This window comes from Bacteroides sp. 43_46, assembly GCF_001915455.1.
Lineage (GTDB): Bacteria > Bacteroidota > Bacteroidia > Bacteroidales > Bacteroidaceae > Bacteroides > Bacteroides caccae.
Map to the genome: position 1 here is coordinate 16,400 of NZ_MNQN01000125.1, position 21,034 is coordinate 37,433.

Sequence of the window (21,034 nt, forward strand, 5' to 3'; positions counted from 1 at the left end):
ACAATATTTTACCGGCAAACGTTTTCTTTATAGTATTTTTTTAAGTTATTTTGCGCAACAGATATCACGAAATCATCAAATTATGGATTGGATTGGCCTTGATTTAACATTCCCTATTACCGACCCTACATGGATATTTCTCCTTGTACTTCTCATTATACTGTTTGCCCCTATTTTATTGAACAAGTTGCGCATCCCGCATATCATCGGTATGATTCTGGCGGGACTGGCTGTGGGTGAACATGGATTCAACATTCTGGCACGCGACAGCAGTTTCGAATTATTCGGAAAAGTGGGACTGTATTATATCATGTTCCTGGCCGGTCTGGAAATGAACATGGGAGATTTCAAAGAGACACGGAACAAGGCGTTAGTCCTGGGGCTGCTCGCTTTTATTGTACCTATCGGAATCGGATTCGTTGCCAATGTGTCTTATCTGAAATATGGTATAATCACATCCGTACTGCTAGCCAGTATGTATGCCTCACATACCCTGGTGGCTTACCCCATTGTCACCCGTTTCGGGGTGTCACGTCATCGTAGCGTAAGCATTGCGGTAGGAGGAACGGCAGTGACGGACACACTCACATTATTGGTGTTGGCTGTCATAGGCGGTTTGTTCAAAGGAGAAACCGGTGGTTTCTTCTGGTTATGGCTGGTAGTAAAAGTGATTTTCCTGGGTGGACTAATTATCTATTTCTTCCCGCGTATCGGCCGCTGGTTCTTTCACCGCTACAATGACCATGTGATGCAGTTCATTTTCGTCCTTGCCATGGTCTTTCTTGGAGCAGGACTCATGGAGTTCGTAGGAATGGAAGGAATTTTGGGGGCTTTCCTCGCAGGATTGGTACTGAACCGACTCATTCCACACGTTTCTCCGTTGATGAATCATCTGGAGTTCGTCGGGAATGCGCTTTTCATTCCTTACTTTCTTATCGGAGTGGGAATGTTGATCAACCTGCGTGTTATCTTCGGACACGGAGATGCCCTGAAGGTGGCTGCCGTAATGATTGTAATGGCACTGACGGGCAAGTGGATTGCCTGCTGGCTCACGCAAAAGATATACAGGATGTCCGTTCTCGAACGAAACATGATGTACGGATTGAGTAATGCACAGGCGGCAGCTACATTGGCGGCGGTATTGGTCGGATATAATATTATCCTGCCCGGCGGCGAACGTCTGTTGAATGATGATGTACTGAATGGGACGGTTCTGCTGATCCTCGTTACTTGCGTAGTCAGTTCCCTGATAACCGAACGGGCGGCCAAGAAGCTGGCCATGGATGATTCGGAACCGGGAAAAGAGTCTTCGACGGAAACTGAAAAGATTTTGGTATCTCTTGCCAATCCAGACACCATTGAAGACATGATGAACCTTTCTTTAGTGATACGTGATACGAAACTAAAGGACAATCTTCTGGCACTGCACGTTATCAACGACGACAGCACTTCCGATAACCTGAGAATGCAAAGTAAACGCTACTTGGAAAAAGCGGCCATGACAACAACAGCAGCCAATGTTTCGCTGAAACAGCTGACCCGCTATGACTTGAATATTGCTTCCGGCATCATCCACTCTGTGAAAGAGAATGAAGTAACGAGTATCATCACCGGGCTGCACCGCAAAGCGAATATCACTGATTCATATTTCGGAATGCTTGCCGGAAACCTGCTGAAAGGATTAAATTGCGAGATTATTATCTCCAAATTCCTGATACCGGTCAATACGATAAAGCGAATCGTTATTGCCGTCCCTCCGAAAGCGGAATATGAATCCGGCTTTCCACGTTGGTTGGAGCATTTCTGCCGAATGGGAAGCACGCTCGGATGTCGTGTGCATTTCTTTGCAAACGAACAGACAATCGTCCGCCTGCAAACGTGGATAAAGAAAAGACATAAACAGGTACTGACGGATTTCTCTCTTTTAGAGGACTGGAACGATTTACTGGTACTGACAGGGCAAGTAAGCTACGACCATCTGTTAGTCATTATCAGCGCCCGTCCCGGAACGATTTCTTATGACAACTCGTTTGAGAAATTGCCGAGACAATTAGGAAAATATTTCTCTAATAATAGCCTGATTGTGTTATATCCCAATCAATCGGGTGAACCACTGGACAGTTCTTTCTTCTCCAAGCTATACACCGATACTGAAACCCGACACTATGAGAAAGTGGGCAAATGGGTTTACAAATGGTTCAAAAAGAGTTGATAAGCGGTATATTCCGACCACAAATATATGCCATTTGAAGAACAAGGCTATTATTGTAATCTAATTTATAGTTTGACTACAATAACAGCCTTATACCATCAGTCTTGCACCATTAATTTTGTATAATATCACCCACTAAAAGAATATAGCCGAGATAGGTATTAAACTCATTGAAATATTCAGTTTCCTTTATTCGCTTCGGATTCATCTTGTAGATTTCCGCCTTCTCAAAACGTCTATTGTCCGGACGAATAATAATTGTATGTTCTTCTTCATTCAAGGACTCAAACAGACAATAATTAGTACGATTACGATCTCCGCAATATTTATCAAACCTACGGATATAGGAAGGATCATTCTGATCTATCTCTACTGTCATTCCTCCGGATGAAGGTCCGATTAAGTCAAACACCCCAACTCGAATTCCCTTAAAATGCACTTTCACAAAATCTTCCGAATCCGAGGATTCCAGAACAACCGGCAATGCTTTTTGGTCTCCCTGAAAATTTGAAAAGGCTTTATCATCTTTCGAGAGTAGTTTCCAACCTTCGGAATGTTCAAACTCTGTTACGGGAATCATTTTAGCTTTCTCATAATTACCCGGATACAACGGAGCTTTCAATGCATGTGCCTTTTCCTGCGCCTTGTTCATTTGTAACAGGGAACGGCTCAGTGTCTTTGTATATATAGGATGTCCGCCATCATAAGTAGGATGTGTCCCATCATTCGTAAACACAATCTTACCACTATACTCCTTTTTTGAATCTCCTTTAAAAACCAACTTATCCTCATTCAACAATTCCAGAACATCATCGGCAAAATTAACAGACGGAATATCATAATAGTCTGCTACTGTCTCCATATACCGCACAGAACGGTAATTCTTTCCTGCTTTCAAGTCATCCAACATTGGTTCATTTAGCGTATAGAGAAAACATATATCCGTATGCGGATTATGATGCCAGATCTTACGTACAATTCCTTCCATGGAATGAGCGATCACCAAGGAGTCAGTTTTGGCATCATTCACAGCAAATTCGACAAATACCAAATCCGGATGATACTGCAACACGTCCCGTTCTGTACGGAACACACCCAAATCGGATCCGGTCCCACCAATTCCGGAATTTATTGACGTAAACTGTACATTACTATATTGTTGCTTGAGCCAATCAGTAATTTGCACTCTATATCCTTGATGATTTGTTATACTTCCACCCAAAAAAACGACAGATACGGGTTCATTCTTTTGTATCTTATAATTAAAATTAGGAAGTCCTGCACGCATCTGTAACCCTACAGAGTCTTCTGTTGTAGTACAACTCAAACAAAACCCGATAAGACAAGCTATAATTCCACTAAATAAAAATTTCTTCATAAGTATAATGATTAAAATGTAAACAGTTTATGCTCCAAGTTGACCGGTGACTTACCTTTGAACGGAAGCTGTCCCAACAATATCCGTAATAAAGCAGAATGAGTGGAAGCATCATTCGAATAAGTATTTATATAAGTCTTGACACGTTCAAAATATTCATTTCCAATGTAAGGACTACCTAATGAAATAACAATCACTTTACTTTTGTCCATAGAATTGGCAGCCCATACGGACTGAGCCTCATCGTCCCATAATTGGAGCGGGCCAAATGGAGTATGAGTATTCCGTGCTACCAGAAAGATTACTTTATCATACACTTCAGTCGCATTATCCTGCCAACCTTGATCTTCATAAAGTATATTACGGCGGAAATCAACCTCAAAACCATTCTTCACAAACTCATCCCGCAAATTCTGTAATCGCTTAAAGTCACGGTCGTTACCTTTATGAGCTACGGGAGTTACAGCCACCAATAACAGCTTTTTATCTTTTTCCAAAGAAAGTGGTAACTTATGATCTTCATCCCGTACTAAAGTTATGGAACGCTCTGTTATCTCTTTGGCAGCTTCCCGTATTTCAGCTTTTTCTTCTGCTGAGACAGGACGTATCAACTCCCTGTTTTTATTTAATAACCCAAAACGTTCTTTCATTGCCCAAACACGGCGAACAGCATCGTCCAACCGTTCCATTGGAATTTCACCACGTTGAATCCGTACTTCTACCGTATCCATGTATTCGTAAGAAGGCCACAACAATATATCTACCCCGGCTAAAAAGCTGGCAACTTGCCCTTCCAAATCATTTTTATACCAGCCCCGGAAACCTGCCATTGTCATCGCGTCCGATACCACAACCCCGTTAAAATGCATTTCTTTTTTCAATAACCCAGTTAATAGCTCATGGGATAAAGTTGCCGGAGGCAGATAACCATTTATCCTTTCTTTCTGATAGAAAGGTAAAGTTATATGTCCGGGCATGATACATGCAACTCCTTTTTTAATCAACTCGGCAAACACTTTTCCATGATATTGCTTCCACATTTCTTCAGACAAGGAATTGACAGTTGTCATCAAATGCTGATCACGATAATCAACCCCATCTCCCGGAAAATGTTTGATTGTAGCGGCAACAGAGTTATCTTGCAACCCCTTTATCTGTTCGGACAACAAACAAACCGCTTTTTCCGGATTATCCGAAACTGAACGTGTATTTACAATAGGATTCAATGGATTCATATTTAAATCTGCAACAGGATGTAACACCCAGTTTATACCCAACGAACGACATTCTAATGCTACACTTTTACCATATTTATAAGCTAATTCCGGAGAATTTGCGGCTCCCAGTGCCATCTCTTTCGGAAAAGGAGTCATCCCTTGAAGTCCTACTCCCGATTCATAATCCTGTTGAAACAATAAAGGAAGCTCTGATGCTTTTTGATATTCCTCGACAGAACTACGCACAAAATCAACCCGCTCTTCCTCCGGAACTCCTGTAAACAACTTCCACCCCATAAAATAACCTGTAACCGGGTAACGTTTGAAGTACACGTCCAATGAGCCGTCTCCCAAATCCAATTCTTTCTTGCGATCAGGTAACATTAACATTGTCTGCCCTATCTTTTCACGCAAAGTCAAAAGTTTCCAAGTGGAATCTACCGACTGAAATTCATAAACCTCATTAACCGAACCGGCTGTCACTCTTTCTTTTGTACAAGAAAAGAACACGGATACAAGCAATGTAGCAGTAACTATTAAAAAAGAGTTTTTCATAATTCATTTCACTTTGTTTTTCATGTTACAAAAATAGCACTCCTTATTTTAATCCATTAGAAATCATGTTTCAATCTTTTCCATACATGTATCTTTATTCCTACTCCGGTTACATTACTATCACACAGGTTACGTTTTTCGTTTTCAGCCTCGATTTTGTTTGCGAGTTACTTGCAAACAAATTATATTTGCTTCTACTAAAAATATCTATCAGGACATGAAAAACATTGCATTCATCATTTTTCTTCTGTTTATTTCCATTTGCAGAGCGCAAGACAACAACATATTGTTTCAGAACTATAACGTAAGCAACGGACTCTCACAAAACACCGTTATACGTAGTTTGGAAGACAGTAACGGAGTTATGTGGTTTTGCACGCGGGATGGGCTGAACCGGTTTGATGGTACCGAGTTCGAAGTTTTTCGCGCCGACGGTCAGCCGCACTCCCTATCCAGCAGTGATGTTACCACCATTATTGAAGAATCGCCCGGAGTTCTATGGATAGGGACTCACAGTGGACTGAATCGCTACGATGTATCCTCAAATACATTCACTCAATACTTTCATGATCCGGCGAACCAGTATACTATATCGGACAATTGCATCAAACACTTGTTGTGCGATAACCAAAAAAGAATCTGGGTAGGCAGCATGAAAGGACTCAATCTGTATAATAAGGAAACTGATGATTTTATCCCCATTTCAACCAACGGTTCTGTCTTCTGGCTTATGCAAAACAGTCAAAATGAAATCTGCTATCTTATCAACAACACATTGTGCATCATGAATCCTGTCACCTATGTTACAGAGCGTTTTCAATTCGGTGATGAACATAAAATCTACTTTTTATATGAAGACAATGATAAACGCCTGTGGGTAGGTATGTGGGATTCAGGACTTAAATGGTTTGACCGTAAAAACCGTAAACTTGTAGATGCCAACCTGACAATGGAAAATGGCAAAAATTTCAATAACTCCCAAGTCAACTACATTGTAGAAACGTTGGAAGGAAATCTTATGCTTGCCACACGTGAAGGAGTGCTGATTTATGACCGGCAAGCAAACAGGCTTATCAATTATTACCAACGGGAACAAAGCTGCGGTTTGAGTGAAAATACCATCATCTCTCTATATAGGGATAAAGCAAATAATATATGGATCGGAACTTACGGAGGAGGTGTTAATTTGTACACACCATACAGTAATTTCTTTATTCCTCATAAACCAGAATATAAGCTCCAGAAAAGTATCGGAAACATTAATGCCATAGTGGAATATAAAGAGAAACTTTGGTTAGGCACGGACGGTGGTTTAATCATCTACAATCCCAAAGACGAAAGTTATGAGTACTGCCCGCTTCATGTTCCACGCTCGGTAACAAACAATGAAGTAAAGTATATACAGAAAGAAGGAGATCATCTTTTATGGATTAGTATTTATTATTGCGGACTATATCTCTATGATATGGAAACCCGCCGCATAATAAAAGAAATACCCGATTTTCCTTATAATCAAGTAAGACGTATTGCCAAAGGTACTGATAATATTTATTGGATTGCTTTAGGAGTAGACAGCCCCATACTACGTTACCACATGGAGAACAACCAATTGGAAGAGTCTTTTCCAGTAAAGGGTCGTGCCACAGAACTTTCTATCATCAATGTACAAGATTTAAAAGCTATAGGACCTTATATATGGATGGGGACTCGTGCAGCCGGTCTATATCGCTATCACACACAGACTCATGAATTAAAACATTTTGGTAGTGAAGAAAAAAGTCCGGAACAATTCCTGCCAAGCAATCATGTCAGTACGCTGTATACTGATGCATCGGAAAATTTATGGATAGGAACTTATGGCGGAGGCATAGGATTATATAATAATATCAAAGAAAGTTTCACGATATATAATGAAGAGAACGGTCTTCCCAATAATGCTATCAACAGTATTGTGGCCGATAATAACGGTAAATTATGGGTTTCTACTTTAAAAGGCATGTCATGTTTTGACCCCAAATCAGAGACTTTCACTAACTGGGATAATAAAAATGGATATTCTTTGCTGGAAACCAATTTACACGCTTGCCTGAAAAGTTCATCCAACATTTTTTATGTCGGTGGAAATAATCATTTCCTTTCATTTAATCCCCAATTAATTAGACGAAATACATTTATACCTCCCGTATATATTACAAAAATGAGAATTTGGGCAGATTATCTGGAAGATAATAAAGCTACCCAATGGGTAAATATCTCAAATCAGAGAATCAAATTAAGATACAACCAAACCTCATTCACAATCAAATTCTCCGCACTTAGTTATGTGTTTGCCTCCAACAATAAATTTTCCTATATGCTTGAAGGATTTGATAAGGGTTGGTCGGAACCGACACACGAACGGAGTGTTAACTATACTAATATCCCGCCGGGTAAGTATGTTTTTAAAGTAAGAGCTTGCAATAATGACGATATATGGAGCAATGGAAATGCTTCATTATCAATTACAGTCACTCCTCCTCTATGGAAAACATGGTATGCGTATTTGTTCTATCTAGCATTCACTATTAGCATGATTATGCTGTTCATACGTTATAAAACCCGGGAAGCACAACTGAAAATGGATCTTCAGTTAAAACAGATGGAGAAACAGAATATTGAAATCAGTCACAATATGGGTGTACAGATGTTCACCAATTTCTCACATGAGCTACGTACTCCGCTCACTTTAATCATAGCTCCGCTCACAGACCTGTTGCATAAAGAAGATATGCCTCCGGCATATCGCCAACCATTGGAGCTGATCAACCGTAATTCCCAACGTTTATTATGGCTGGTAAACCGTTTAATGGACTTTCACAAGCTGGAAGCCGGGAAAATGCAACTTCACGTCAGCAATTACAATCTAGGTACTTACATACCTGAAATCATCAAACTATTTATGCCTGTTGCCGAAAAGAAAAACATATCTATCGAATTTAATGATACGACCTCCTCAACAGACACTTGGTTTGATGCCATTCTATTGGAAAAGGTTTTCTTTAACCTGCTCTCCAACTCTTTAAAGCATACTCCCAACGGTGGATATATTATCATCTCAAGTATGGAAACCAATACTGAAGATATTCAGAAGCCTGAAAATTTGGGCCTCCCCGCAGGAAAGATTCTTTTGATTAAAGTAGAAGATAGCGGCTCCGGAATCCCTGCCAATATGATGCCCCGTATATTCGAAGCTTTCTTCCAGGCAGGTGAGAAAGTGTTGGGAAGCGGAATTGGGCTGAATCTGACAAAAAGTATCATTGAGCTCCATGGCGGACGTATTTGGATAGATAATAAAGAAGGGCATGGAATGACCGTGTCTTTCACCCTCCCATTAGGTAAAGACAGTTATACCGAAAACCAACTACTTAGCAAAGACAAGATAGTAAAATCCACCCATACTTATTCTGATGTAGAAGCACTTATTGCAACAGATGTCAATCCCTGCGAGATATCTCAGACTAATACTTCACCCAAGGAAATGACTCTGCTCATAATAGAAGACAATGAGGATGTACGTAATTACCTGGTATCATTGCTCAGCAAATACTATAATATCTATACTGCCGTAAATTGTAAAGAAGGCTATGAAATAGAACAAAAACAAATACCTGATTTGGTGATTAGTGACATTATGACTCCATATATGGACGGTATTGAGTTTACAAGATTATCTAAAAACAATATGGTAACTTCACATATTCCGATCATATTGCTCACAGCCCGTGTCACTTCATCGCAAGTGCGCGAAGGCTATGAATCGTTAGCTGACGATTATATCATGAAACCATTCGATCCGGAATTGTTGGTTGTACGTGTTGCCAACCTGTTGATTAATCGGAAAAAACTCGCAGAACGATATGGAACGGAAATGGTATCAATCAACAGAGAGCCACAGAAAGCTAAAGAAACTTCTGTTTATAGTGCCATGGAAGAAAAGTTTATGAAAAAAGTAATGGAAATAATAAACAAAAACATAGAAAACCCTGCCTACTCCATTGATCAGTTCAGTGAAGAAATCGGTATGAGCCGCGTACAGGTATATCGCAAGATCAAAGCCGTAACAGGTATGTCGCCCAGTAAACTCATCCTTGACATACGGTTAAAAACTTCACTAGATATGCTTCAAAACACAGAATATACAGTGACCGAAGTTTCTTATCGATGCGGTTTTAATGAAATATCTTATTTCGGAAAATGCTTCAAAACAGAATACGGCTTATCTCCTTCCGAATATATAAAGAAGTACAGGAAATAACAGAGTTATTATCAAAAAGAAGTGCCGCTATGTCTTACGATAGCGGCACTTCTTTTTTAGAACCTCACCTTCTTTTAAGGTTGCTGATAAGATCCTGAATACAAATATTCAATGGAAGGCAACGGTACATACATAGTACTGTAAGGCGGATTCATTGCAGGAATCGGATCCCCATCAGTATTCGGATTATCATAAACAGCTCCCGGATTTCTCTTTTGCCCATCAATTGTCTTCTGCATAGCTACTAAATAAAGCAAGCGGTCTCCATTCTCAAAACCAAACTCTTTGATTCTTTCTTTTTCTATATCTGCTTCAGTTACATTCTTCAAAGGAGTCAATCCGGCACGTTGACGAATCTTATTCACATCTCCTAAAGCTTGAGATGCATTCTTAGAAAGGACTAAGGTCGCACGCGTCAGATATGCTTCCGCCAAACGAATCAACGGTACTTGGGAATACTTCCCATACGGAGCCCGATAATACTTATCATTCCAAAAAGCATTCCATTTTGTCTTGTTATATGCCATTTCATGTATGGTTTTATCTCCTCCATCCGTATAGTTTTTCAGGAAATAATGCAGTTGAGTAAATCTCTTATCAGCCAAGGCTTCTGCACTCGGAACATAATTCGTCAAATCCATAGGATCATCTGTTACCGCCCAGCCAATATACTTAATTAAACGAGGATTCCAGTAAGCACAAGCCCAACCACCATGTTGCCAATTCTGACTGCCACGCGCTCCTTCCAACCATAATTTATTACTAGCATCAAATGTCTTTGACTTGAAATTATAAATACCAGTTTTACACATACGAGCTAACGGAATAGCTACGTTATTTCCCTGATTGCTTTCAGTGAACGCACACTCAAACATAACTTCCTTTGATACCGGGTCTACTGTATATTGTTGTTCGGCATTCCGGTTAAAAGCAACAATCGGTTCTTCTGTCAAATCAAAAGGTGCTACTCCAGCTTCCGCTTTAGTAATCACATAATCAGCTTCTTCCAATGCTCCGTCTTTATCTCCCATTAACCATTTTACACGCATCAACATCATAGCAGCTGAAAATTTATTGGCACGACCACGCACAAAATAATCTTCAGGCATCAGACTTTTAGCTTTAGCAAAATCAGACAACATCTGATCATACACTTCTTTCACAGTCCCCATATAAGGATTGCGTGCAGACTCTTGTGAATAATCAAGCCTATTGATTAACGGAATGAACTTACGATTATTCCCCTCTCCGCCTGCCGGGTCGTAAGGAGCAACAAAAGCTCGGCTAATCAGCCAATAGGTATACCCTCTCATAAAATATAGTTCTCCGGTCTGACGTGCCAACGTCTTCTTATCATTTTCAGTCATATTGGCAAAAACTGGCTCTCCTTTTTTCTCCTTCTCCTCAATATAAGTCAACGGAGAAGTAGCTCCTGTTACAGAACGATATAATATTGAAAAGGTCTTCTCAAATTGTTGTCCTGTTACATCAAAGGTAGACATCTGACGAGGATACCAGTAAAGTGCTTCCTGCTCATAAGCCCCTTGCGGATTAACCGTAGACAAATCTGCCACCAATTCCTGATAATAAGGGATAATACCGATAGGTGCCTGCCAGTTAGGATTCTGAAAAAGAGTATTATAAGGATCAGCAACAGAATATTCCAAATCATCAACCGATAACCAAGGATTAGATTCCGGACGATCCAGTTCAAAAAATTTATCCATATCACAGGAAGCAAGAAGTGCAATACCGGATAAGGCTATCATTATATTTTTTATCGCTTTCATACTATCAAATATTTAATTAAAATTTAAAGTTAATACCTGCGGAGAATATACGGGTCTGCGGCATTTCACTACCGGAGAATACAGCTCCCTGCGCATTGGCACCTGTTTGGTTCTTTACTCTTACTTCAGGGTCATAGCCGTTAAATGAAGTAATGGTGAAAAGGTTGACAGCTGAGACATACACTCTTAAAGCATCAATATTTATTTTCGAGCAGATTCTTTGTGGAAGTGTATATCCTAAAGTCAAATTACGCAAACGTAAATAAGCACTTTTCTCCAGATACTTGGTGTGACCGGCATCATGTTTTATATAAGTTACATTTTGCTTGTCATTTCCATTGTCATCATAATTATATTTATCTTGCCAACGAAGTTGCGGATACTCTGCAATATCTCCCGGTTTCTTCCATGAGTTCTCATAAATATCAGCAGTCACATTATTACGTCCATCTCCTACAAATGATTTTGTATATCTATGATAATTAAAGGTATAACTACCTAATGAGAGATAGAACATAAATGATAAATCGAATGCCTTATATTTAAAGTTATTTGTCCAGCCCATATAAACTTTCGGAAGAGCCGTTTTACCTTCTTGAATTATACGGTGTTTATTTACGTTTGATTGAGTAGCGGGAATCAATCTTCCGGTTTTCACTGTCTCACCGGTCTTATTGTAACGGTCAAGATCTATTTCATAAATCATGCCGATACCTTTCTCCGGATCAACTCCTGCCCATTCAGCCATAAAATAAGTACCCAAAGCCAGATCTTTCTTCGTGATCGCTCCCGGACGTGTATTGATGATACCGGTCCCTTTTGCATCAACACTCGCATCAAGTGCTGTCACTTTATTCATATTTGTCGTCAAATTATAGTTCATGTTCCATTCAAAGTCTTTCTTGACCAAAGTAACATTAATGTCAAATTCAAATCCCTGATTATACATCGAACCAACATTTGCCCACATAGAATTATTGTCAGCATTACCGCCACTATTGGTGATACCGGCAGATGCGGGTAATTGCACACGCATCAACATGTCACTTGTCGTACGACGATAATAAGCAATAGAACCATTTACTTTATTATTGAACAGCGCATAATCAAGTCCCAAGTCAATACTTTTGTTTTTCTCCCATTTAGCTGCTTTATTAGCAATATTCCATAAGAACATATTCTGCATATTATTGTAATATTGCTTGCTCTTTATACTATACGAATTCTTCGTCACTTCCGAAGGAATGTTCTGATTACCTGTTTCTCCATAGCTGCCACGTAACTTCAACAATGAAATAAAACCGGCATTACGCATAAAAGCCTCATCAGAAATAATCCAACCACCTGATACTGAATAGAAGTCTCCAAAACGGTTTTCTTTCACAAACTTAGATGATCCTTCGCGTACAAAAGATGCTCCAAGTAAATAACGTTGCTTGAACTTATAGTCGATACGGTTAAAGAAACTGAATGTGTAACTCTCACCACCTATATAAGCACTGTTATTCCCCAGCATTGTACCAATAATCTTGGGTTCCTGAAACTCACCACTCAAGTTCTTACCGGCAACAACAGCATTATCCGTATAACTCCTATTTGCTTCAATACCCGTTACAATATCCAGACCATGATCTGTCCATTCACGGTTATATTTGGCAAAAGCATGATATTGTTGGGACTTAGTCGTTTTCTTGCTTTTATTACCTTGGTTACCATCTACATTGCCAGTATTCGTAATCAAGCCGGACAACCAATAATCACTTTGCGCCAATCCATACCCATAACTTGCATCTGCACGAACTGAGAGCCCTTTTATCCACTTCAGGTTAACATCCATATATAATGTTGTGCGGAAACTAAAATTCTCACCTGTACTCAACTGATAATCGTTGTCAAGAGTAGCTGTCGGATGACCATCCGCCATTTGTGGATTCCAATACCCTGTAGGGTCTTCCGGATCATACACTTTGCGCCACGGAAACTTATCAGAAACTACCGCCCATTTATTCGTCGTTTTTTTACGGTCGAACTTCAGAAAAGACTGAGTTCCCAAAGTCACAATTCCTTTCTTAAATTCACTATTCAAACGTGCACTGACCGCATTCATGCTAAGCCCTTTCAAACTGGACTCATCAGAACGGTAATTAACAGACGCGTAAGTCGTTGAGTTCTCTCCCCCTTGGTTCAAGGCCACGTTTATATCATGGAAATGTCCCATACGAGTCACCAAATCAACCCAATCCATATCCGTATTCATAGCTTCCTCACGAGTTATCGGAGAAGTCCAATTGGAATAATACGGTTCGATAATATCTTTCTGTGGGTCAAGCGGATTTAATCCCACATTAGCACGAGCCTCATCCATTATATTAAAGTATGTCTTCGTACTGGCCAGTCCTAAATCTGAATTAGTGATAGGAGTAATACCGCCTTCATAATGAACGTCGAATTTAAGTCCTCCCTTTTTTCCCTTCTTCGTTGTAACAATGATCACACCGTTCGCACCTCGGGAACCATAAATTGCAGTTGCAGCAGCATCTTTCAATACTTCTATTGATTCAATATCATTGGAGTTCACCATCGTAGAACCTCCACCTACAATACCGTCAACCACCCAAAGCGGATCACTCCCCGATGCAATAGAACCGATACCGCGAATCTTTATCTGTGGAGTACTACCCGGCATACCGTCATTCACAACTTGTACACCGGAAGCCAGCCCCTGCAAAGAATTCTCAAAACGCCCACCTTGCATCAGCGACATTTCATCACTTTTAATTTTAGAAACAGACCCTATCATATCACGGCGTTTCTTAGTTCCATAGGCAATCACCACCACATCATCAATCACCACAGAGTTTTCTGTCAATGTAACATCGATAACCCGACGTTTTCCCGGAACAATTTCCTGATTATCAAACCCCATATAACTAAATCGAAGAGGAGAAGAGTCTTTCTGAACAACAATACTATACCGACCATTCATATCAGTAACAGTACCATTCGTTGTACCTTGTTCTAAAACCGAAACACCTACAAGAGGCTCTCCTTTGGGGTCAACTACCTTACCAGTAATTGTTGCATTCTGTCCCCAAACAGACAACGTCGGTAAAATAAGTCCAATCATCAGCACCAACAGGAACCGAGATCGTAATCCAATACGTGTAAATGAATTCATAATAATTAAAAATTTAATAAAGGTTACTTAGTGTTGTTTAACTACGGATGCAAAATTAGGCATTAGACAGCACGGCAATTAATACTCATGCTTCAAAATATATGAGAATAACATCTTCATAACAACACTGGTTACATTTATATAATACATGTTACATGATACGCAAATTCGAATGATTTATGTCAGTCTCAACCGTCATGTTTTTCATATTTTCTGCAATGATATAAAATACTTCGAATAACTCATGAAACAAATCTCATATATTTTGAAATGCCATTATTAAAAAGATTGGCTAAATCACGGTACTTTTGCACTTGTTCTATTTTCAACAATCAATATAATACAATGAAACATTTACTGATCTTATTATTAGCCTGTACTTTTTCCTTTCCCAGCCGGGGGCAAAGTATTATCCAGCTTTCCCCACTCCAAGGAGAGAGGGGCATACAAGCAGCCATCGAAAAAGCATCTATGAACGGAAGCTCCATTTTACTTCATGACGGAGACTATATCCTTCATAAAAGCATAGATATAAAAAACTGCAAGAAAGGGATAATAATAAAAGGTAAAAATCCGGGAAAGGTACAGTTGCGGTGTGATAAACCCTTGAAAGGAAAACTGAGACCTGTCAAAGATACTCAAACAAAAAACAGAGTTCACCCGAATGCTCAAGGTATTATTATGGAGATAGACTTATCGGAAATAGGTATCAATGTTCCTTTTTTTCCCGATTTAATGAAAGAGCGTAAGAACTTTCCACAACTCATTTACAACAATGAGCTACTCCCTCTTTCGCGTTACCCCAACAAAGGTTATCTATATATGAAAAGGGTATTGGACAATTTCGGAACAAACGAACAAGGAGGTACTTTTGAATATAGTGATCCAGAACACGGCAAATGGGTGAATGCCGTCAAAAACGGTCTATGGTTTACAGGATACTGGCGTATCCCCTGGCAGGCCTGGACTGTACGTATAAAGGAAATAGACCCGAACAAACAAACTGTCACTCACAGCGTAGGGATAGAAACAAAGGAAGGAAAAGATGTAGGCATATTTGGCGGCATCGGTTCCAAATATCATCGTCCGTACGGTTCGGGAAAAGAAGAATATTATGTAGAGAATCTTCTCGAAGAAATAGATCATCCAGGAGAATGGTGCATTGATTTTACAACTCAAAAATTATATCTTTTCCCTCCCGAACATTTTGATGAAAACTTATTGAGTATTGTATCAGACACTACCCCATTGATTAACATTATAAATTCAAATCATATAAAAATAGAAAATATCTCCTTCAAAAATCATTTAGGCGATGGCGTCATCATAAAAAATGCCACAGAATGTCTGATTGCCGGATGTAACTTCAAAAATATATTAGGAGACGCATTAATCATTCAGGGAGGAAAACAAAATAGAATACAAAGCAACAACTTTGAATATATCGGTCGCACCTGTATTGAGGTATCAGGAGGTGACCGAAAAAATCTGATTGCTTGCAAACACTTAATAGAGAACAATTATTTTACCCGTTTTGGTGAAATACAGCGCAGTTATGCTCCTGCTGTAAAACTGGGAACCTTTACTACAGGAATCGGCATAAAAGAAGGCAATGCAGTGGGAATTACCGTCCGGCACAATATGGTACACAACGCTCCCCATGCAGCCTTTATCTATGGAGGAAACAACAACATCCTAGAATATAATGAAGTGTTCGACATAGCTCGGGTCACAGGTGATGTCGGAGCCTTTTATAGTCGTTGGGACTGGACTTCACGAGGCAACGTCTTACGCCACAATTTTATTCATCATTCACCACGAGCTAATGCATTGTATGCAGATGATGGACATGCGGGGGACTCAATTTATAAAAACATAGTCCATCAAGTCGTTTCCGGTACCATTATAGGTGGAGGCCACTGCAATTACGTTCACGATAATCTATATTTTGATTGTAGTGCAGCAGGCATAAGTATTGATGCCCGTGGAAAAAAACGAAATTATAATGCACAAAATCCTGAATTCACCCATTTGTTCGATGTTTTCCGGATTAACAAAGGCAACTGGGACAACATCTACCCAGGCATAAGTACATTTTTACAGACCGACCATCTGGAATTACCCATTAATAACAGCATAGCAGATAACACATTTATCAACTGCCGTTGCGGATTACGAAAAGAAGGGAAAGATGAAGATTTTCAATATTCATACTTCGGCAGTAATACAGACTTGGTTATTCCCAACTTAAATTTCCGGGAAATATCTATTCTAAAAAGTCTGAAAAATATTCTGGGAGTTAGCTCTATAACAGAATACCAATTAGAGAAATGCGGACTATATATAGATAAATATCGCACTTCCTTACCGGATAGAGTACAATTAATCAATTCTATAAAACAACAACAAAAGGGTTTTGATTCTATCGAAGATCAACAAGTTACTAATAACAATCAATAATATTATCATGAGAAAACACCTATTTCCAGTCCTTTTGCTAGCGAACACACTGTGGAGTTGCCTGTTTGCTCAAACTCCTATTGTTATGGATATGGTTCATCATAATCCGGGTGAACCTTTCACAAACACATGGTTCAATGAACCTGGGAATTTAGTGCAATATGGTTTTAACGCGCAAGTAGTTAATGAATTTCAATCTGTACATACAGCCATAACATATAGCAGTTTAGACCCGAGAATATGTCCTACCGGTTCTAAAGAACGTTTATGGATCGATTCTGTTGCCACCCGTATAGAAAACAAGATTGAAGCTATCCATAAAGCCGGATTGGAAGCATATTACTTTACTGATATCATCGTACTTCCCAAACGCCTGGTGGAAATTTATAAAAATGAAATTTGTGACGCGACAGGACGAATTGACTTCACTCGCCCCAAAACACAAGAGATACACCGAATCATGCTTCAAGAAATATTTAAACGTTTCCCGAAACTTGACGGTCTGGTTATTCGCGTAGGAGAAACTTACTTGCAAAATACTCCTTACCACACAGGTAATGGTCCCATACCCAGAAACGAAAAATCATGGGAACATAATTCTGCTTATAAAACCGATGGAGGAGAAAAAATACACAGTAATCTAATAAATCTGCTGAGAGAAGAAGTATGCATACGTCAAAATAAAAAAATCTTCTATCGCACATGGGATTTCGGTTACTTCCATATCAATCCCCAATATTACCTTTCCGTAACAAACAACGTTGAACCTCACCCCAATCTATATCTATGCATAAAACACGTACAGGGGGATTATCACCGAACGTATAAATTCAACCCTACATTAGGAATAGGTAAGCACAAACAAATTGTAGAAATTGAATGTCAACGCGAATATGAAGGCAAAGGAGCATACCCGAACTATATTGCAGACGGTGTACTTAATGGATTTGAAGAATTAAAATCAGATTCCCAGCCTTACTGTTTGAACCAGTTAAAATCAAATCCCAATTTTGCCGGTATTTGGACATGGTCAAGAGGAGGAGGCTGGAGAGGTCCCTATATCAAAAATGAATTATGGTGTGACATAAACGTTGCAATATTGGCCAATTGGGCAAACCGGATGTCGTTACCGGAAAAGGAATTATTTAAGAAATACGCCATAGCCAACGGATTCAAAGGAAAAGACATCGAACGTTTTCATCGTCTTTCTCTTTTGTCTGCTGACGCGATTGTCAGAGGAAGAGCATCTTTAATTCTCCCCATCAATGTATGGTGGACGAGAGATCAATTCATCGGAGGAGAGAAAGAACTGAGACAGAATCTCAAAACTATTATAGAACAAGGACTAACTCATAAAATCATACTAGAAAAATCCCAAAGTGTTGCTATCTGGAAAGAGATTGTAGCATTAGCCGATAAAATACAAACAGGCAATCCGGAACTAAGACGTTACTTACAAACTTCCGCCAAGTACGGATTACTTTTATATTCAATCTATGAACAGGGTTGGATCATCATGCTCAAAGGCTACGAAGGAGATATGAACGGTCAATATGACACAAAAAGTATTCGCAAAGCCATCGATAATTATGACCGGTTATGGAAAGAATACAAACTATTCGGAGAGACTCATCCGGATTGTGCCACACTTTATGAGCCTTATAGTTTTGACTTTAACAAACCTCCATTGTATCACGATTTAAAACAAGGACTAAATCCTACTGTAGATAAATACAGAATTACAGATAAACCATAAAAAATAAGAAAATATGAAGAAGACATTTCTAACCGTGCTGTTATTCTATATTTTCACAGGAATAGCAGTAGCACAAAACCTGTCAAAAACAACAGAATACAAAATCTTATTGACAGGAGCCTCATTCGCTTCTCCGCAAAACGGTTGGTTCGAAATCGGTTGTCGCAAACTGAATGCCGAAGCCATAAACCGGGCCATAGGTGGAGAAGCCATAGCCAATACAGCAAACCGAATGGCCAATGGTACCCTCTACTCTAAAGAAGAACTGGAAAATATTGATGCATTAGTCATTATGCAAGTACACAATAAAGATGTTTATGAAGAACTTCAACTGAAAGATAAATACACGGATTATGAAGTACCATTTGATCGCAGCAATTACGCGGCAGCCTATGATTATGTCATCAAACGTAACCTCACGGAATGCTATGAATTACGTAACGATACTACATCCAAATACTATAATACTCCTTATGGTAAACCTGCAATTATTGTATTATGTACACACTGGCATGATTGTCGCACCGTTTACAATGAAAGTATCAGAAAACTCGCCGCTAAATGGGGATTTCCTTTAATTGAATTTGATAAATATATCGGATTCTCAAAAAATGTATTACATCCTGTCACAGGAAAACCTTTCAGCCAATTATATTCCACGGATATTCAAGTTACAGAAGGCATAGCTTATGGACATCATCCCATACGGGGAGAACAATCATATATGCAACAACGAATGGCAGCTATTTTTGTAGATTCGATGAACAGAATTTTACCTATAAAGTACTAAGTATGAAAAGAACTATTATATATACCCTCTTTCTCCTGTCTTTCGTTTGTCAACAGGCGAATGCGACACATATTGTTCAAAATCAATATGATTCCTCATTGAACCAATCGGAACATATGTCTTGGTGGACACATGACAGGTTTGGTCTGTTTATCCACTGGGGACTTTACGCTATGCCTGCTCGCCACGAATGGGTAAAAAGCAGAGAAAAAATGTCCGATGAACATTACAACCGTTACAAAAACTTATTTAATCCCGATTTGTATAATCCGGAAGAATGGGCGTATATGGCAAAAGCAGCCGGAGTTAAATATATGGTTTTCACGACTAAGCATCATGATGGTTTTTGTATGTGGGACAGTAAATATACGGACTATAAAATAACCAATACACCTTATAAAAAGGATATCTTAAAACCGTTAGTTAATGCTTTTCGTAACGAAGGTATACGTATCGGATTTTATTATTCGCTATTGGATTGGCATCATCCCGATTTCACCATTGACCGTAACCACCCCCAAATGCCACAAAACCCCGAACTCTTGAAAGAATTAAATAAGAACCGTAATATGGCAAAATACAGGGAATATATGAAAAACCAATTAACCGAATTGCTCACTGAATTTGGACAAATTGATGAACTTTTCATGGATTATACGTATGCTGAAGGAGAGAATGGAAAGAATAGTAAAGACTGGGATGCAGAAGGTATTGTCAAATTAGCACGAAAATTGCAACCACAGATTATTATAAACAACCGCCTCGGACTAACAGAAAATAGACAAGGCTGGGATTACATCACTCCAGAACAATTCATGCCACAACAGTGGCCCACAGTAAACAGCCAACGAGTTCCTTGGGAAACCTGTCAAACATTCTCCGGCTCATGGGGTTACCATCGTGATGAATACAGTTGGAAAAGTGTACATCAACTAATTGTTATGTTAGCCGAAACTGTCAGTAAGGGTGGAAATCTATTACTAAACGTCGGGCCAACAGCAAGAGGTGTTTTTGACGAACGTGCTATAGAACGTTTAAACGGCCTGGCACATTGGATGCGTTTTCATAGTAGCGCCATTTATGGATGTACTGCCGCACCAACTGAATATGCTTGTCCCAACAATTGTATTCTCACATATAACCCCAATACTAACCGACTGTATATACACGTGTTAGAATGGCCATTCAAATCCTTATATCTAAAACAATATAAAGGAAAAATCAAATATGCTCAATTATTGAATGACAATTCAGAACTCAAATTTCGGACTGAAACCAAAAAAGGAAGCCATATGACCGAAAACACAGGAGCTGACGATGTTATCATCACTTTACCTGTAGAACGCCCAAATGTCGAGTTACCGGTTATAGAACTTATATTGGAGTAGTCAACAGCAACGGAAA

At 39.3% G+C, this 21,034-nt stretch carries 10 protein-coding genes; 6 read left to right on the forward strand and 4 right to left on the reverse strand.

Annotated features, from left to right (window positions below):
* Window positions 1-82: 82 nt before the first annotated feature.
* Entirely contained in the window at window positions 83-2,212 is a 2,130-nt protein-coding gene (locus tag BHV72_RS14485) for a cation:proton antiporter (protein ID WP_122134404.1), read from the forward strand.
* 112 nt (window positions 2,213-2,324) lie between these two features.
* Here BHV72_RS14485 and BHV72_RS14490 read toward each other — a convergent pair whose 3' ends face one another.
* Together BHV72_RS14490 and BHV72_RS14495 are read right to left on the reverse strand one after the other, a co-directional pair.
* Window positions 2,325-3,590 (reverse strand): SGNH/GDSL hydrolase family protein, encoded by a 1,266-nt coding sequence (locus tag BHV72_RS14490; protein ID WP_055173042.1) that lies wholly within the window; start codon window positions 3,588-3,590, stop codon window positions 2,325-2,327.
* A gap of 11 nt (window positions 3,591-3,601) precedes the next feature.
* The gene (locus BHV72_RS14495; protein WP_055173040.1) at window positions 3,602-5,362 is read right to left on the reverse strand and encodes a glycoside hydrolase family 3 protein; all 1,761 of its coding nucleotides are present in this window, start codon (window positions 5,360-5,362) and stop codon (window positions 3,602-3,604) included.
* Between the two features lie 217 nt (window positions 5,363-5,579).
* Between BHV72_RS14495 and BHV72_RS14500 the strand changes: the two genes are divergently transcribed.
* Entirely contained in the window at window positions 5,580-9,656 is a 4,077-nt protein-coding gene (locus BHV72_RS14500; RefSeq protein WP_195414774.1) for a hybrid sensor histidine kinase/response regulator transcription factor, read from the forward strand.
* Window positions 9,657-9,730: 74 nt separating this feature from the next.
* Here the strand turns inward: BHV72_RS14500 and BHV72_RS14505 are convergent, their stop codons facing one another.
* Window positions 9,731-11,446, reverse strand: coding sequence for a RagB/SusD family nutrient uptake outer membrane protein (locus BHV72_RS14505; RefSeq protein WP_055173036.1), 1,716 nt, complete (start codon window positions 11,444-11,446; stop codon window positions 9,731-9,733).
* 16 nt (window positions 11,447-11,462) lie between these two features.
* The gene (locus BHV72_RS14510; protein ID WP_286856272.1) at window positions 11,463-14,624 is read right to left on the reverse strand and encodes a SusC/RagA family TonB-linked outer membrane protein; all 3,162 of its coding nucleotides are present in this window, start codon (window positions 14,622-14,624) and stop codon (window positions 11,463-11,465) included.
* 345 nt (window positions 14,625-14,969) lie between these two features.
* On the opposite strand from BHV72_RS14510, the gene BHV72_RS14515 reads away from it, so the two are divergent.
* The 4 genes from BHV72_RS14515 to BHV72_RS14530 are packed head-to-tail and all read left to right on the forward strand — an operon-like array spanning window position 14,970 to window position 21,018.
* Entirely contained in the window at window positions 14,970-17,084 is a 2,115-nt protein-coding gene (locus BHV72_RS14515; RefSeq protein WP_022041574.1) for a right-handed parallel beta-helix repeat-containing protein, read from the forward strand.
* Between the two features lie 7 nt (window positions 17,085-17,091).
* Complete coding sequence (locus tag BHV72_RS14520) at window positions 17,092-18,840, forward strand: hypothetical protein (RefSeq protein ID WP_055173034.1); 1,749 nt, start codon at window positions 17,092-17,094, stop codon at window positions 18,838-18,840.
* A 13-nt stretch (window positions 18,841-18,853) separates the two neighbouring features.
* On the forward strand, window positions 18,854-19,630 hold the full coding sequence (locus BHV72_RS14525; RefSeq protein WP_286856276.1) for a DUF5040 domain-containing protein: 777 nt from the start codon (window positions 18,854-18,856) through the stop codon (window positions 19,628-19,630).
* Between the two features lie 2 nt (window positions 19,631-19,632).
* Window positions 19,633-21,018: an alpha-L-fucosidase gene (locus BHV72_RS14530; protein ID WP_055173032.1), complete on the forward strand. Its 1,386-nt coding sequence runs from the start codon at window positions 19,633-19,635 to the stop codon at window positions 21,016-21,018.
* Window positions 21,019-21,034: the final 16 nt, after the last annotated feature.

Excerpts from the sequence above, each read along its gene's own strand:
- BHV72_RS14490 (WP_055173042.1), bottom strand. The coding sequence starts at position 3,590 with ATGAAGAAATTTTTATTTAGTGGAATTATAGCTTGTCTTATCGGGTTT.
- BHV72_RS14500 (WP_195414774.1), top strand. The coding sequence starts at position 5,580 with ATGAAAAACATTGCATTCATCATTTTTCTTCTGTTTATTTCCATTTGC.
- BHV72_RS14520 (WP_055173034.1), top strand. The coding sequence starts at position 17,092 with ATGAGAAAACACCTATTTCCAGTCCTTTTGCTAGCGAACACACTGTGG.
- BHV72_RS14505 (WP_055173036.1), bottom strand. The coding sequence starts at position 11,446 with ATGAAAGCGATAAAAAATATAATGATAGCCTTATCCGGTATTGCACTT.
- BHV72_RS14510 (WP_286856272.1), bottom strand. The coding sequence starts at position 14,624 with ATGAATTCATTTACACGTATTGGATTACGATCTCGGTTCCTGTTGGTG.
- BHV72_RS14495 (WP_055173040.1), bottom strand. The coding sequence starts at position 5,362 with ATGAAAAACTCTTTTTTAATAGTTACTGCTACATTGCTTGTATCCGTG.
- BHV72_RS14485 (WP_122134404.1), top strand. The coding sequence starts at position 83 with ATGGATTGGATTGGCCTTGATTTAACATTCCCTATTACCGACCCTACA.
- BHV72_RS14530 (WP_055173032.1), top strand. The coding sequence starts at position 19,633 with ATGAAAAGAACTATTATATATACCCTCTTTCTCCTGTCTTTCGTTTGT.
- BHV72_RS14525 (WP_286856276.1), top strand. The coding sequence starts at position 18,854 with ATGAAGAAGACATTTCTAACCGTGCTGTTATTCTATATTTTCACAGGA.
- BHV72_RS14515 (WP_022041574.1), top strand. The coding sequence starts at position 14,970 with ATGAAACATTTACTGATCTTATTATTAGCCTGTACTTTTTCCTTTCCC.